This window comes from Burkholderia ubonensis, from assembly GCF_001718695.1.
Taxonomy (GTDB): domain Bacteria; phylum Pseudomonadota; class Gammaproteobacteria; order Burkholderiales; family Burkholderiaceae; genus Burkholderia; species Burkholderia ubonensis_B.
On record NZ_CP013421.1, the window covers coordinates 598,622 to 613,143 of the forward strand.

The following is a 14,522-nucleotide window of genomic DNA, read 5'->3' on the forward strand; positions in this document are numbered from 1 at the left end:
TACGCCATCACACAGACGTCAATGCTGCGGGGCCGCTAACGCGTACTCGGTCGTGCTACGCACGTTGACCGGATCAGATTGTTGGCTTCACTGTAGGTCAGCCGCCACGCCGATTCAAGAGCCGACATGCGTCGACGAAATGAGACGAGCGCCTTATCGCGCCGTGAAGCTCCTCGTTATTCCTATATTTATTTTGTGCTCGGAGTGAACGGGATACTTCCACAACACACCAACGCCAAGCAACTGCGATTGCCGCCGCGCGAGCAGCGCATTATTGACGTCGTCCAACATTCATCCCGCGAATGTCACTGCTGGTTCTCGCCTTCTACAAGCGCGCGGACAAGGGCGGATCGTGCCGCATGGAGTTCCAGATCGAAATGTTGACGTGGATGGCGAGCAATCTTCAGCCGTCGACACACGACTTCTCGACTCGCATGCCAAAGATAGACCATGCGCAGAAGCTCCCGATTTCGGGGCGGTAGTGTTCGCCATGCTCGGGTCACATATTCGGCATCCACGGGATCGTGGGCACCACGATTCGACTGCCCCCAGTTGCGAAGACGCTCCTCGAGCGAGGGCAGCGACTTATCGTTTTTCACCGCGACCACCCTGCTCTTCTCGCGCGCGCGCCAGCGACGCTCGATATCGCGCGGGATCTGCCAAGAACTGTTCGATATCGGCCGCCCGCCACCCTACCATTCGGCCACCAAGCGCAATGGCGGGGGGAAACGTCCCCTCTTGCATGCGCTTGTAGATCGTCGACCTCGATAGACCGGTGCACTGCTCGACCTGTCGTCGGCGCAAGATTGTCCGCGCTCCGTCATCATTCCAAGACATGATTCGCCCTCCGCACCCGGCACGAACGTGGCCGGAACTGAAAGGCATTCAAGCAGCGAACACGACGAACAGCCAAACCCGTCTGATCGACGGGACATTCCGTCAGTTCAAAACGGCACCTCCTCGGAAGTCACATATGGCGTGGCCGCAGCCCGGCTGCACGAGGCGCGGTAGCAGGCCATCCCGCGTTGATGCAACGTTCCCGCAGCAGCTGACGTCGCACCTTCCCCGACAAACCCGGACGATGGTCGCACGGTGCTTTTATGGGAGCCTTGCCGGTTTCACGACACCACGCTCAGCCTCTCGATGGGTGACGCGAGCCGTCCGGTCATCAATTGTTGGAGGTTTTCCCAGGCTGCGCAGTACCGGTGCATCGGCACGACCGCCAACTGATCGTCATGAACGACCAGTATCTGCTCGATCATGCACGGCTCGCAATTGAGCAACAGCCCCGCCGCGCCCTGCTCCGCGCATGCAACGCACGCGTCCAGCGCAGCTTCGGCTTGCCGATACATACTCAAATCCGCACCTGCGCCGGTCTCGTTGCGCATATAAGACGTGAGGCAGACCACTCGTAGCAGAGCACTGATTTGCTCTTCTCGCCCATGACCAGCCCGCACAGTGCCCAGCGCCATATAATGTTCAACGGACAGCGCACGGACCTTCGCGCTCGGCAATGTCACGAACTCGCCTTTCGTAAGCGGCTTGCGACCCGAGCGTCGGACTTTGGGCGAAACTATGAGACATGAAGTCGTGATGATGTTGGGACATAATACCGCGCGCCGCATATCCAGCCGAATGCATCCTGGTCTCGAGCCCAAGCAAGCGCGGCACTAAAGGCCGGACACCCGATCCGGCCGTGTTCTAGCCTACCGAGGTCTGGCTGCTCAGAATCTGACCCGCATCCCGGCACCCACGCTATTGCCCGTCGACACACCTGTGATCGTGTCATAACGCCAAGCTGCATACACATCGGTTCGCTTCGACAACGGGTAGTCGTAACCCAATGCGACCGTCGACCAACGGATATGATCGCCCACCGACGGTCGCCGCCGCGTTCCCGCCCACGACATCAGTACGTTTCCTAACCCTATCCGAACGCTTGCTCCGAGTTGCACCGTGTCGTCCGTGACATGATTGTTGTTGTCCACGCGTTCGTATTGTGCGAACAGCTTCGCCCCACGCAACCGATACGCGCCACCTGCCATCCAGGCGGTCTGTACGGTTGCGCCGTTAAGAAACAGCGATGCCGTGTGCAGACTCTGCACCGCGGCCGTTGCGGAAAACGGGCCGGCGAAGTACAACACGTTCGCGCTATAGTTAGCTTGCCCGGCATGGCCGGCAACGCCTGCGTTGCTGTAAAGAACGCTTCCCGACAGACCGGCCACCTCGGGCGTCTGATAAAGGAGCGAATTGTCGATCGCCGTATCGCTCTGGAGTGACGCAGCCCCCATTGCCGAGCCAAGGAAACTGTGCACGACGATCGGCGAGAAGACGAACGAATTGCCGAACGGATTGAACAGCAGCGTCGACACGAACAGCGGCGCCGTATTGCGCCCCAGCGTCAACTCCCCGAAATGGCCGCTCAGGCCAACGAAGGCGTTTCGCCCGAAAAATGACTGTCCAGGAAACGAGCCGACCTGGCCGCCGTTGATGCGATAAAAACTCTCCAGCGTGAAGACAGCTTTCATACCCCCGCCCAGCTCCTCTGTACCGGACATCCCCCAGTACGAAGTCGTCATCCCGCCAGAACCGACTTGCCACGCATTGCCGGCAGCACCGGCGGGATGCACTTCGCCAACGAACGCGTCCGCTAGCCCATACAACGAGACCGATGACTGCGCATGCGCGATCCCGGTACAGGTGCACACGCCCAACACGACAGCCAACTTACCCACGCTTCCCCGAAATCTTCTTGTCTGCATGACGTCTCCTTCCTCTTTGTGATTGTTTGTTCGTGTCGTGCCGTCTTGGCATCGGCACGGTTCAGTCCGGTCGCACACGCGCGAGCGGTCTACCGCTATCGGCCAGCGCGACCGCCACCACGATCTCGTTCGGCGCCGGCGCATCGGCGAGCGTCAGCGAGACCGTGTCGAAGTGGTCGAAGCTCCACATGTCGGTGCTGCCGTGCAATGGAATGTCCATGCACGTCCCCGGCGCGCCGCGCTTGGTCACTGACGGGATCAGCGACGTGGCGCCGGGCAAGCTCTCGCGCATGGCCTTGCCCATGCGGGGATGCAAGATCGCCGCCGCGCATTCGAGCGGTACCTCGCTGCCCACGAGCGCGGCCTTGCCGTAGGCCTGAATTGCCGACGGCGGAAGATCCAGCGCCCATCGCGCACGGCCTGTGAGCAACGTGCCAAGCTCAGCGCCCAGTTCATAGAGCGGCTCAAGCGCCGCAAGCGACTCATCCGCTCGCCAGCCCTCTAGTCGCAGCACCGCCGCCACGATGACTTGTCGATGAGGCGGGTCAACCGGTACATCTAGTTCTGCCAGTCGCTCGACCAGTTGAACCAGGATCTTCGCGATAGGCGGACTCATCTGCACACCTCCGAGTCCTCAGTCCGATCCCGGAGCGCCTCAGGTGGAGCCGGAAACGGACCACGTGCGCACTCGTACGCCCGTGCCGCGCGCAGCACCAGCGCATCGCTGCCTGACGGGCCGATGATCTGTAGGCCCGTCGGCAACCCACCCGGCAATCCACAGGGCACACTCGCCGCCGGCAAGCCAGTCTGGTTGCACCACGACGTCAACGGCGGCGCCATGCGCGAGTGCTCGGGCCGCCCCTGCGCGAGCGGCGGCGCACAATGGAATGTCGGTGTGAGCAGTAGGTCGTAGTCTTCAAAGAACGCGGCCATCGCCACCGTAAGCGTGTGGCGCGCCTGAAGCGCGTCGACGAAGGTCGAAGTGGGGACGCTATCGCCCGCCTCGGCCAGCGCACACACATCCGGATCGAGCTGGCGCCGCGCGGAAGGAGAAAGCTGCCGTGCTCGTTGCGCAAAGAAGACGGCCCACTGGATGGCGTGCATGCCGCTCTCCAGATAGCCGTCGAGCGGCTTCACGGCGGTTTCCTCGACCTGTGCCCCAAGCGCCTCGAACAGGCTCACCGCCTGACGGACGCTCAAGGTGATGTCGGGCTCGACCTGTACCCCCGCAGGTGCCGGGCAATAGGCAATGCGCAACCCGGCGATGCCATCATCCAGACCGATACGCAGATCGGGACAAACAAAGGCCTGACTTCGCGCATCGCTCTGGCGAGCCATCACGGTAAGCATCAGCGCCGCGTCGCTAACGCAGCGAGCGATCGGACCAAGCGTCGACAGGTGGGTCCAACTCACCGCCGCGCCGGCAGGCACTCGGTTGAACGACGGTTTCATTCCGACCACCCCGCTCCAGCAAGCTGGAACGCGGATCGAACCGCCGCCGTCGGTGGCCAGTGACAACGGTCCCATGCCGAGCGCAACCGCTACGGCTGATCCACCGCTGCTCCCGCCGGACGTCAGACGCCGATCCCATGGGTTACGGGTAATGCCGGTGAGCAGGCTGTCCGTGACGATCTTGTTGCCAAACTCCGAGGTCGTAGTCTTGCCGAACAGCAGCGCGCCGGCCTGTCGCAGTCGCGCGACCGCGGGTGCGTCATCGGCCTCCGGCGCGCTAGGTGACGTAAGCGATCCGTATCGTGTCGGCAGCCCACGCACGGCGACGAGGTCTTTGACCGAGACCGGCACGCCATCCAGTAATCCACATGGCTCCCCGCGCATCCAGCGCCGCTCGGACTCGCGAGCGGCGGCCAGCGCGCTGTCCTCGTCGAGACTGCACACGCCGTTGACAAGGGGATTGAAGAGCGCGACCCGGTCCAACACAGCGCAAATAACCTCCACCGGCGAGAACGAGCGGCGTCGGTAGCCAGCCATGAGCTGCTCGGCATTCACTCCCAATACATCATTCATATGCACACCTTAATAATTTAAAGAAATTTGGACGTGTTTGAAGACCTCAGGCCTATCCCTCGCACTGCGGCGCAATCGGTCCGGCCGAGTCCAACACGGCGAAGCTGTTGTCCGACAGTGCGCGGCCGATACGGGTTTGACACAACACATGGTCGCCATCCGAGCTCACGCCCGCCTTGCCACGCGGTAGATTCAATGAAACACGCGGCAGCGCGGCTTTCACGCGGGCGACGTCGACGCTGCCGACCGCCCGGACAGCCGCTGCAAACAGGCGAAGCCCGGCATACGTGCACTCGCCGTGCGGGAGCACCACGGCCGTCTGCCCTAAGCGAGGGTCGTGCGAACCTGCTTCATGCGCCGTATAGCGGGCGAGAAAATCTCGGTTCTCCGGGTTGTCGACGCTCATGAAATACGAGGACACGCCGATGACCCCGGTCGACGCGCCGGTGGTCGCGATCGACAGCGACTCATGTGCGATGTCGGTCACGAGCTGCGGCTTCATGCCGAACGAGCGGTACTGCTTGACGAAGGTCACCGGATCGTCGCCGATGCTGTGCCAGACGATCTGAGGGTGCGCGCTGGCGATCTGCTGCAACACCGCCCCATAGTCGCGCGTGCCGAACGGCAGCCAATACACGTTGAGAAACTGTCCACCGTGGCGCTTCACCGCCGCCTGCAGTGCAGGCACCAGCACCTTGCGGTTGCTGCCGATGTCCGAGATCACCGCACACATGGTGCGCCCCCCCTTGCGCATCAGCCAATCGATCAGCGGGTCGACGCGCTGGTTGACAGTCAGACCCGTAGTGAACAGATTCGGATCGCAGCGCCCTTCGTCGAAGTTCGGGTAGATCACGAGCCGCCCAGCGGACTTGGCGGCCTGCAACGCGGCTTCGCGCTCGGACGGTAGCACCATGCCGGTCAGGACCGAGACTTCATCGCGCATCAGCAGTTGCCGGGCCTTCTGCAGCGTCACGGCGGTGGACATCTGGGTATCCTCGACGCTCAGTTGCAACGGGCGTCCCAGCAATCCGCCGGCGGCGTTGATTTCGTCGACGACCAACTGCGCGCAGTTGCGATTGGTCTCGCCCACGCGGGTGAGCGGACCACTCAGCGGTGCAAGCAAGCCAATCTTGAGCGGCGTGGTGGCCCGTACCAACGATGGCATAGCGGACGTGGTGAGTGCGCCGAGGGCACTGAATAAGGTGGTTCGGGTAAAGGCACGGCGGTTCATCATGTTCTTCATTGGGTGGAAGTCCGGTTGGAATGCGTTGAATGTGGTGACGAGACTGAAGACGTGGCAGACTCGGCGGCCGGCGACAGGTATTGCGCCAACGGATGAGCCCCCGCGGCACCGCTTCGCGGCTCGACGTGGCCGGTATGGGCAAGTCGCCCGTTCTTGAGCACGATGCAGCGCTGTGCGCTGCGCAGCACGAGATCGAGGTTCTGCTCGACCAGGAGCACGGCGAGCTGCGAGCGGCGGCACAGGGTGGGAATAACCTCGCCGATCAGTTCGACCATATTCGGCTGCACACCGTCGGACGGTTCGTCCAGCAACAGCAGCTTCGGCCGGCCGCACAGCGCACGGGCGATCGCCAACACCTGCTGTTCGCCACCCGAAAGCGTGCCGCCGTTCTGCGAGAGTCTGGACTTGAGAATAGGGAAATACTCGAACACCTCATCAAGGATCGCCCCCCCGCCCGCGGCCTGCGTGCCCATGATGAGGTTCTCGCGCACAGTCAGTTTCGGAAAAATCCAGCGCCCCTGCGGTACCAGTCCAATGCCGCGCCGGGCAATCGCATGGGTACGCAGGCCGGTGATGGACTGCCCCTGAAACACGACGTTGCCACTTACGCACGGCAGCAGTCCCATGATCGCCTTGACCAGCGTCGTCTTGCCCGCGCCATTGCAGCCAAGCACGCCGACCACTTCGTTGGGTCCAACCTCGAGGTCGATCCGGTGCAGCACCGCGGAGTCGCCGTAGCCCGCAGATAGCTTTTCAATGTGCAACATGCCCCGCCCCCTGACCGAGATAGATGCGTCGGATTTCGTCATCACGTGCGATGTCGGCATAGCTGCCCTGGCGGACGATCTGCCCGCGATGCATGACCCATGTCTCACACCGCAGCGCCTCGACAAAGCTCAAATCGTGCTCGATCGCGAGCACCGCGCAGCGCTCGCGCAAACGGTGGATCAGGCGTACGAGCCGCTGCGCATCTGGAGCTGACAGGCCGGCGGCGGGTTCGTCGAGCAGCAGCAGTGCTGGTTGGCACATCATCGCCATACCGATCTCCAACCACTGGCGTTCCCCATGCGGCAGGATCATCGCCCGCAAGTTGGCCTGCTCCGACAGCCCTATCTCGTCCAGAACAGCGTCTGGGTCCGGCATCGGCGTGTTCCGGTACGCCGCAACGCCGAGGCCCGCGACGACGAGGTTCTCGCGCACGCTCATCGAGAGAAACGTGTTGGTACCCTGAAACTTGCGCACCACGCCCCGTCGGCAAAACTGGTGCATCGGCCGGCCCGTCACGCGCTCGCCAGCGAGATACAACTCTCCGGCGCCGGGGGGGATTGCTCCGGACAACAGCCCGACCAGCGTGCTCTTGCCCGCACCATTCGGGCCAATTACGCACAGAAGATCGCGTGGGCCAATCGTCACGTTGACGTTCTCGACGGCGTGAATGCCACCGAATGCCCGCTGCAGCCCCTCGCCCTTCATCAACGGAGCGCTCATCACCGCCCTCCTTCGACGCGTTCGGTGCCGCGCACGGCGGTTCTCCAAAGGCGGATCCGGCCGATTCGACGCACCCCGGTGATCAAACCGCTCGGCTGGACCCCGTTCGGCAGGAACAGCACGCAACCGAGGAACAACCCCCCGAGCAGCAGCGGCCATCCGTCGGTACTGACGCTCGACACGGCCTGTTTGAGCAGCGTGAGCGCGACCGCCGCGAGCACCGGACCGCCGAGCGTGCCGCGGCCACCAATCGCGACCCAGAGAATGACTTCGGTGGCCAGCACCGGTGAGAACACGTCCGGCGCCACGACACCCGAGCAGGCGGCCATCAGCACACCAGCGACCGCGGCAAGCCCCGCGGACGCGGTAAACACGAGCAGCAGATGCGCCGACGTGTGATAACCGCACGCTTTCGCGCGCCATTCGTTGGTCGCAATCGCCGACAGAACCTTGCCGTATCGGCTGCGGCACACGAGCCAGGTCGTCAGGAGCAACATGGCAAGCACGGCCGCTACCATGTACCAGGCCCCACTCGCTCCGCTCAAATCGACCGTGTGCCCGATCAGTGAAAAGGACAGTCCCGGTATGCCCAGAAGGCCCGTGTCGCCACCCGTGACCGATTGCCAACTCGTCGCCAGTTGCTGAACGACGATCAGCACGGCCATGCTGATAATGGCGAAGAAGTGCAGCCGGACCCCTGCGAACAGCAAGAAGTAACCCAGTACGACCGCCACCGCCATCGCACCGAACAGTCCAACGATGAATCCGATGACAGGCGTCTGCCCGAACTGCACGGTGGCGACCGCAAAGCCGTACGCGCCCAGTCCGAAAAACGTGGTGTGCCCAAGCGTGAGCACACCCGCTCTGCCCCACAGCAGGTCATAACTCAGTGCGAGCAATCCCATGATCAGCGCGTCGCGCACGGTCGAGAGCAGGTATGGTCCCAGGCAAAACGGCAGGATCAACGCAGCAGCAACGATAGCGACGCCGACTGCCATCGGGGAAATGTCTTCGATGTTCATTGCCGGCTGCCACAACCAGCGGCGCACGTGTGCAATAGGTGGTTGGAGCATGACTTAACCTTTACCGTGAAGCTGATGCGCGGCGCTAAAGCCGGGCAACAGACCTTGTGGGCGGAAACGAATCAGAACGATGGAAAGGACCAGCACAATCGCCGAGGCGAGCGACGGATCCACCCGATAGCTGAGCAGCGTCTCGGCAGTGCCGACAAAGGCGCTACCGAACAGGCTCCCGGCGATCGAGCCAATCCCGCCCAGCACGATCACAAAAAACGCCTTGGCGAGATAGGCGACACCGAGATGGGACTCCACCGAGACCATCGGTGCCACGAGCACACCGGCGAGCGATGCGAGCGCAGCGCCGCCGCAGAAAGCGAGCCGGTTCAGGCGCCGCGTATCGATACCCACCGCCTCGGCCATCGCCGGATGCTGGATCACCGCGCGCAGCTGTGTGCCAAAGCGCGTGCGAGCAAACACCAGCCAGCATCCTCCCGTCACTGCGAGCGCTACGCCGATCACCACGAGCCGGTACGCTGGATAACTACCGCCCGGCACGGGAATCGCGCCGTCTACAGGCGCATACACCAGCATCGGATGTGTGCCGAAAACGAGTTCGAGGGCTTTCTGGACGATCAGGCTGACCGCGTAGGTCGCGAGCAGCGTATCAAGCGGCCGTTCATACAGGAGCCGGATCACAAGTCGCTCTAGGCACCAACCGAGCACCGCTCCCACTGCAGGCGCCGCGAACAATGCGAACCAGAACGCATGCGCCCCGCCCAATGATTGCGCTACGGCCAGCGTGTAGGCGCCGATCGTGACCCACTCGGCATGCGCGAGGTTCACGATGTCCATCAGCCCGAAGATGATCGCGAGGCCTAACGCGACTAGCGTCAGAATGCTGACGTAACTCACGATATTGAGGAATACCATCATTATTCGCAGTCCTGCCTTATTGAGAAGTTGAAAATACCCGCCTATTTTTCCGGCGAAGCTAGCCTTTCTTCGTCGATTTCAAACCCATCGCGTCGCGCCCAATGCCTACTGCTTCGTGCCTTTAAAGGCACGCCCTAAGACAACGATTGAAGTCTTCTCCGTCGCCTGAGCGCTCAAGCGACGCGCGCAGTGATAAGGGTCAGCGCGCGTGCGCTAACCTCTGTCGGGGTGCCGCCTACGGATCTGGCCCGAATGAGCATCCGTGATAATATGACGTATTACACATATTATAAGGTATAAAGTCCTTCTGCAAGTATTCGTGAAAAAGCACACTCGCGTCTCTACTTCGTGTGGGGATGTCGGTGGCAGCTGACGATTTTGAAGACGGGGAACTCGCCAGGACCGTCGGAAAAGCAATTGCAAACAGACGCAAGCGCATGGAGCTCACGCAAGAGCAGCTGTCTGAAGCAGCCGGAATTGCTCAGGCGTCGCTGTCCCATATCGAACGCGGACAGGTTCTACCGAGCCTTGATCGGCTCGCTCAACTCGCGGCGCTACTACACTGCCGACTCGCTGATCTGCTCGCCGAAGCAGGCACTACGCCTGGGGACCGGGCGACGCGCATTCACGAAAAACTGTCTGCACTCGCGCCGGCCCAGCAGGAAGCGCTTGAGCGCCTGCTGGACGAAGCGATCAAGTTGGCGACCAATTCACGCACTGAACCCCGCCGCAAAGCAAGATAATGTAAGCACGCGTCGGTTCGACGCCTTCCATCTTCCTCGGATAACGCTCGCGTGCGCGGCATAAAACAGTCGTGTGGCGCTGACCTTCACACGCCGCCTCTCCCGAGAAAAGAGATCGACTCCGCGGCATGCTTGGCAACGCCGCCACGCTTACGCACAAACCCGCTCCCGTCGGACTTGCCACTGACAACACGGTCGCCACGGATATGATCTACGCGCACAGAGCTCCCCACGCTTTCGTGGGACCGATGCGTCGCCCATCACGCTGCAAGCACCGTGACAGCGTGAAATGCACAACGCACGGCGAATACTGCGCTTCGGCCCGGGATCAGCCTCGGCGCGCCCAGCACCTATTTATCATCATTAAATGTACGCTGACCGAGGTACGGCGTCAATGTGTCGCTATCGAGCGTTAACCCGCAATCTTCTTTTTACGCCAGTGCCACGCTAAGCTTGACAGGCACATCGATCGCGTCTACCGCTAATTAATAATGATTAATGGGGAGGCACCATGAGCAGCGATCTTTTGATCTGACGGCGCGCGAACTGAACGCAATCTATGCGACTGGGCATGCGTCGCCAGTAGACTTGATGCATGCGAGCCTCGCGCGTCCAGTCGCTCGGTCCGTCGGTGAATGCGTTCTGCCGGATCGCCGATGACGCACTCGACTTCGCGGGCGCGTCCGAATTACGATGGCGGCGCGATGCGCCGCTTGTCACGTCGGTCCGATGACGCGTCGCGTGGAAGATGCCGCGCAGACGCTGACAATCATCAGCCGGCCAGACAGCCGCGACTGGTACACGTTGCGATTCGATGGCGCCGACTACGTGCGCGGACTGCCGTGCCCACCCGTACCGGGTGGCGTCCGTTTTGCCAGCAGTCCTACGCTCGGATTGTCGGTCACCGTCGACGCAGCGATCCACGATCGCCGACACCCGGGCTGCCGCGATGTTTCGCGAATGGGGGGGCGCTCGTTCAGGTCACCGATCCCCCGGGCGTCGCGCAATGCAATGCGGTCTACACAATCCTCTGGCATGCCTGCTGCCATCAACTTTCGGACGGCATGACCGACCGTTGGGCCGAGCTCGATCCGTCGCTGCAGGCATATGCACAAGCCGGTAACGGCATCTCGCGGGAAGCATTGCTCGGCGCACTAATCGAACGAGGCGAGCTGGGGGCTGCCGTGAACGCGTTCTTCGAACAACACGACCTCCTCATCTGTCCCGTGTATCCGCACGTGGCACCGTCACTTGCCGAGGTGAATTCGAGCAACGCGCTGTTTCCGCATTTCACCGCATGGTGCCATCAGTTGAGCCTGCCGGCGGCGAGCCTCTATGCCGGGCTGACTGCCTCACGCCTGCCCATCGGGATTCAAATTGCAGGCGGCCGTCATGCCGATGCACTGGTACTGTGGGCGAGCCATATGCTTGAACGCGCGTTTGGGTCCGCCCCGTTTGCCGAACTCGCACGTGTGCTCTCTATGCCCACCACGGCCGCCGACATGACATCTGCCCGATGTGCGTCCTGATCGTGCCCACGCGCAAGCGAGCCGCCATCGAGTCATTCTGAGCGTACGCGGTACGCGCGCAGGTCCAGTTCAGAATCGAGCACCAGCTTCTGCTGCAGCGCTGCGTGAACCTTACGCAGTTGCGCCTCGGCTTCGTCCATGTGCGCCGTCATCAGTTGCGCGACCGCCTCGGCATCCCGGCGCCTCGCGGCGTCCACTATCGCGCGGTGCGCGTCAACCGTGTGCTGCCCGAATGCCTGATAGTCCTTCTGCGTCACGTTCCCCGCCACGATCACCAACGTGTGCAACATCTGATTGATAATCTGGCACAGGCTGCGCAGGAACGCATTCGGGTGCGCGGCAGCGAGCACGTCATGGAAATGAATGTCTTCGTGGCGCTGATCGAGCACCTCGTCGTGACACGCTTCGAACGGCTCGCAAACCGATACGCTGCGCTCGAGCGCCTCGAAGTCCGCGTCGCTGAGATAGGGAACCGCACCGGCCGCTACCATGGGTTCCAGCGTCCGGCGCACCGCATAGATATCCTCGAGCGTGATGCTTTCGAAGAACAGATAGTTCTGCAGTGACTGGAACGCGCGGGCAAGCGGCACACGTGTGATCGTCGCTCCGCCGTCCGGACCGGTGCTCAAGCTTACGAGCCCTTGCACTTCCAAGGCCTTGAGCGCCTCGCGAATTGAGCCTCGGCTGACATTGAACTGCTGCTGAAGCTCCGCTTCCTTGTCAAGTCGTTTCCCCGGTCGTGCCTGCCCATCATTGATCCGGCGCTTGATCTGCTCGGCCACCTGGTCGCCGCGCTTGATTGCGCGCGAACCTCGGTTATCCCGCAGCATCCGCGGCAACTTCTTTTCGGTTGTCGGTTTTCGCCCTGCCATATCGGTCACGTCCGTCGTTGGCCATTCACTGCTGTATCCCGGCGCCATTATCAGGCATCCGCAACCGACACGGTCAGATTTCCGACTCGATGCAGGCGTCCCTCCCAACGTTAGGAGTAGCCGGGATCGCGACCAGGACCTACGCTGCAATCCGAACGCCATGCGCCACGTAACCGTCACTTGCTTGCATGTCGGTCACTCGATGTCGATTGCCATCAGGAGGGAATCCCTCATGTCACAGTGGGTGAAGTCGTCTCAGGCGCAATCCACGCTTGCGACCATCCGGGCCAACCTCTTGGCCGACGGGCTGGAACTGGATCAGCTTGCTGCACGCATGCGGTTGCACGGCCCCGAAGCCGACCGGACACGGCAGATTCCAGATGCAGTTTGTGCCCCCTCTGACGTAACTGCGCTGAACTTGAATCTCGTTCCGGCCGCATACGGCGGTAGCACGGACGTGCAATCACTGATGTCGCGCACCACACTGATGGAATATCTCGGGTACGCCGACGCGGCGCTCGCGCTCGCGCTGCCCGGCCCTGGCCTTGCCATGCCACCCGTCCTCGCACTCGCCAGCGGCGAGCAACAGACCCGCTTTTTCCAACGATTTCGCAGTGACACACCACGCTGGGGCGCGTTTGCAATTACCGAACCCGACTGCGGCTCGGATGCGACCGCGATGCGGACCACCGCTCGCAAGACAGCACGCGGCTGGGTGCTGAACGGTACCAAGTGCTTCATCACCAACGGCGCACGCGCGGATGACGTGATCACGTTCGCCACCATCAATCGGCACGCTGGTCGTTTCGGCGTTCGAGCGTTCCACGTCGATCGCAATATCCCGGGGTTCTCTGTCGTTCGCATCGAAAACATGGTCGGCCTGCGCGCCAGTCAGCTTGCGGTTCTCTCTTACACCGATTGCGAAGTACCTGACGACGCGCTTCTCAGACGCGGTGACGAAAAATCCCTCAACGACGCGTTTTCGGGCGCACAACACGCATGGAACTACTTCCGCCCCCTGCTTTCCGCAGTCATGGTCGGCGCATGTCGACGAGTACGCGACGATCTCGCGACCTACTTCGAAGCAGGCAGACATCCGGTGAATCAACGCCAGTGCACTGCCGATGTGAACGCAGCTCTGCTCGATATCGATCGGCAAATCACTACGGCCCAGCTGCTCTGCAGACACGCGGCGTGGAAAACCGATCAAGGCATTGCGACGCCGATGGATTCGTCAATGGCCAAGGCATATGCATCACAAATAGCCGCCCGCGTCACCCGAACTGCAATCGATTTCGCCGGCCTTGATGGCGTCACTGCCTTTCCATCGCTTGAGCAAAGCTATCGCGATGCAAAGGCCTTCGACATCATGGAAGGCACCGGGGACCTGCAGCGGCTCATGATTGCTCGCTTCGCACTCCGCTCGGTATCACTCCCCTGGGAGGCCACCTCTTCCGGGTCGCACCGCTCCTGAGAAGCCCACCCATCCTGAATCCATTCGACATTCGCACTGGAGATCGTTCATGGCAACCCATCCCGTTTCCCCCAACTCCGCCAGCGTGTCCGAGACAGTAAAAACCTGTTTGCTATCGGTACTCGGCAGCACCCTGAGCGCCGATCTCATCGTAGACGACACCAACCTCTTCGACATCGGTGTGGATTCGATGAATATGACGGACTTGCTGCTGCAACTCGAACAGCGCTTCGGCTTCACCCTGGCCCCCGAGGATCTATCCGCCAATCTGTTCCTGCGTTTCGGCAATCTCGTCTCGTTCGTCGAATCCCATGCGTCCTTCGGCTAACTTCACGGTCGTCGAGCCGCACATTGTCGCCACGGCAAGATATATCCCACAGCGCGATGTCCCGGCCGATGCACATCTCGAACCATTCATGGATTCGGGTGGGTCC

General features: G+C 61.9%; 15 protein-coding genes. 4 read left to right on the forward strand and 11 right to left on the reverse strand.

All coding sequences use genetic code 11. The features are described 5' to 3' along the window. Nucleotides 1-585: 585 nt before the first annotated feature. The 10 genes from WJ35_RS30405 to WJ35_RS17545 all read right to left on the reverse strand — a co-directional run bounded on the left by WJ35_RS30405 (nt 586) and on the right by WJ35_RS17545 (nt 9,470). The gene (locus WJ35_RS30405; protein WP_011879917.1) at nt 586-837 is read right to left on the reverse strand and encodes a helix-turn-helix transcriptional regulator; all 252 of its coding nucleotides are present in this window, start codon (nt 835-837) and stop codon (nt 586-588) included. Between the two features lie 281 nt (nt 838-1,118). Further along, nucleotides 1,119-1,520 (reverse strand): hypothetical protein, encoded by a 402-nt coding sequence (locus WJ35_RS17505; RefSeq protein WP_224020417.1) that lies wholly within the window; start codon nt 1,518-1,520, stop codon nt 1,119-1,121. Nucleotides 1,521-1,724: 204 nt separating this feature from the next. Beyond that, a complete protein-coding gene (locus WJ35_RS17510; protein ID WP_011879915.1) occupies nt 1,725-2,762 on the reverse strand; it encodes a porin in 1,038 nt (345 codons plus the stop codon). A 61-nt stretch (nt 2,763-2,823) separates the two neighbouring features. Then, nucleotides 2,824-3,378, reverse strand: coding sequence for an amino acid synthesis family protein (locus WJ35_RS17515; protein ID WP_045579582.1), 555 nt, complete (start codon nt 3,376-3,378; stop codon nt 2,824-2,826). Next, entirely contained in the window at nt 3,375-4,787 is a 1,413-nt protein-coding gene (locus WJ35_RS17520) for an amidase family protein (RefSeq protein ID WP_045579581.1), read from the reverse strand. Before WJ35_RS17520 ends, WJ35_RS17515 begins: the two co-directional genes overlap by 4 nt. A gap of 52 nt (nt 4,788-4,839) precedes the next feature. After that, complete coding sequence (locus tag WJ35_RS17525; protein WP_045579935.1) at nt 4,840-6,018, reverse strand: ABC transporter substrate-binding protein; 1,179 nt, start codon at nt 6,016-6,018, stop codon at nt 4,840-4,842. A gap of 8 nt (nt 6,019-6,026) precedes the next feature. After that, nucleotides 6,027-6,797: an ABC transporter ATP-binding protein gene (locus WJ35_RS17530; protein ID WP_011879911.1), complete on the reverse strand. Its 771-nt coding sequence runs from the start codon at nt 6,795-6,797 to the stop codon at nt 6,027-6,029. Then, the gene (locus WJ35_RS17535; RefSeq protein WP_045579580.1) at nt 6,784-7,518 is read right to left on the reverse strand and encodes an ABC transporter ATP-binding protein; all 735 of its coding nucleotides are present in this window, start codon (nt 7,516-7,518) and stop codon (nt 6,784-6,786) included. Before WJ35_RS17535 ends, WJ35_RS17530 begins: the two co-directional genes overlap by 14 nt. After that, nucleotides 7,518-8,591 carry a branched-chain amino acid ABC transporter permease gene (locus WJ35_RS17540; protein ID WP_045579579.1) on the reverse strand — a complete coding sequence of 358 codons (1,074 nt, stop codon included), beginning with the start codon at nt 8,589-8,591 and terminating at the stop codon, nt 7,518-7,520. Before WJ35_RS17540 ends, WJ35_RS17535 begins: the two co-directional genes overlap by 1 nt. Nucleotides 8,592-8,594: 3 nt before the next feature. Beyond that, nucleotides 8,595-9,470, reverse strand: coding sequence for a branched-chain amino acid ABC transporter permease (locus tag WJ35_RS17545; protein ID WP_045579578.1), 876 nt, complete (start codon nt 9,468-9,470; stop codon nt 8,595-8,597). A gap of 362 nt (nt 9,471-9,832) precedes the next feature. Between WJ35_RS17545 and WJ35_RS17550 the strand changes: the two genes are divergently transcribed. Then, on the forward strand, nt 9,833-10,213 hold the full coding sequence (locus WJ35_RS17550; RefSeq protein ID WP_059862328.1) for a helix-turn-helix domain-containing protein: 381 nt from the start codon (nt 9,833-9,835) through the stop codon (nt 10,211-10,213). A 1,064-nt stretch (nt 10,214-11,277) separates the two neighbouring features. Further along, nucleotides 11,278-11,742 carry an amidase family protein gene (locus tag WJ35_RS32230; protein ID WP_045579577.1) on the forward strand — a complete coding sequence of 155 codons (465 nt, stop codon included), beginning with the start codon at nt 11,278-11,280 and terminating at the stop codon, nt 11,740-11,742. A 32-nt stretch (nt 11,743-11,774) separates the two neighbouring features. Here WJ35_RS32230 and WJ35_RS17560 read toward each other — a convergent pair whose 3' ends face one another. Then, complete coding sequence (locus WJ35_RS17560; protein WP_011879905.1) at nt 11,775-12,614, reverse strand: FadR/GntR family transcriptional regulator; 840 nt, start codon at nt 12,612-12,614, stop codon at nt 11,775-11,777. Between the two features lie 232 nt (nt 12,615-12,846). Here WJ35_RS17560 and WJ35_RS17565 point away from each other — a divergent pair, with 232 nt between their 5' ends. Both WJ35_RS17565 and WJ35_RS17570 read left to right on the forward strand, forming a co-directional pair. Continuing rightward, nucleotides 12,847-14,088 (forward strand): acyl-CoA dehydrogenase family protein, encoded by a 1,242-nt coding sequence (locus WJ35_RS17565; RefSeq protein WP_011879904.1) that lies wholly within the window; start codon nt 12,847-12,849, stop codon nt 14,086-14,088. A gap of 49 nt (nt 14,089-14,137) precedes the next feature. Beyond that, nucleotides 14,138-14,416 carry an acyl carrier protein gene (locus tag WJ35_RS17570; RefSeq protein WP_011879903.1) on the forward strand — a complete coding sequence of 93 codons (279 nt, stop codon included), beginning with the start codon at nt 14,138-14,140 and terminating at the stop codon, nt 14,414-14,416. Nucleotides 14,417-14,522: the final 106 nt, after the last annotated feature.

Bases quoted from the DNA above. Each gene is read 5' to 3' on its own strand.
- WJ35_RS30405 (WP_011879917.1), bottom strand. From the start codon at position 837: ATGTCTTGGAATGATGACGGAGCGCGGACAATCTTGCGCCGACGACAG.
- WJ35_RS17510 (WP_011879915.1), bottom strand. From the start codon at position 2,762: ATGCAGACAAGAAGATTTCGGGGAAGCGTGGGTAAGTTGGCTGTCGTG.
- WJ35_RS17515 (WP_045579582.1), bottom strand. From the start codon at position 3,378: ATGAGTCCGCCTATCGCGAAGATCCTGGTTCAACTGGTCGAGCGACTG.
- WJ35_RS17520 (WP_045579581.1), bottom strand. From the start codon at position 4,787: ATGAATGATGTATTGGGAGTGAATGCCGAGCAGCTCATGGCTGGCTAC.
- WJ35_RS17525 (WP_045579935.1), bottom strand. From the start codon at position 6,018: ATGAACCGCCGTGCCTTTACCCGAACCACCTTATTCAGTGCCCTCGGC.
- WJ35_RS17530 (WP_011879911.1), bottom strand. From the start codon at position 6,797: ATGTTGCACATTGAAAAGCTATCTGCGGGCTACGGCGACTCCGCGGTG.
- WJ35_RS17535 (WP_045579580.1), bottom strand. From the start codon at position 7,518: ATGAGCGCTCCGTTGATGAAGGGCGAGGGGCTGCAGCGGGCATTCGGT.
- WJ35_RS17540 (WP_045579579.1), bottom strand. From the start codon at position 8,591: ATGCTCCAACCACCTATTGCACACGTGCGCCGCTGGTTGTGGCAGCCG.
- WJ35_RS17545 (WP_045579578.1), bottom strand. From the start codon at position 9,470: ATGATGGTATTCCTCAATATCGTGAGTTACGTCAGCATTCTGACGCTA.
- WJ35_RS32230 (WP_045579577.1), top strand. From the start codon at position 11,278: ATGACCGACCGTTGGGCCGAGCTCGATCCGTCGCTGCAGGCATATGCA.
- WJ35_RS17560 (WP_011879905.1), bottom strand. From the start codon at position 12,614: ATGGCAGGGCGAAAACCGACAACCGAAAAGAAGTTGCCGCGGATGCTG.
- WJ35_RS17565 (WP_011879904.1), top strand. From the start codon at position 12,847: ATGTCACAGTGGGTGAAGTCGTCTCAGGCGCAATCCACGCTTGCGACC.
- WJ35_RS17570 (WP_011879903.1), top strand. From the start codon at position 14,138: ATGGCAACCCATCCCGTTTCCCCCAACTCCGCCAGCGTGTCCGAGACA.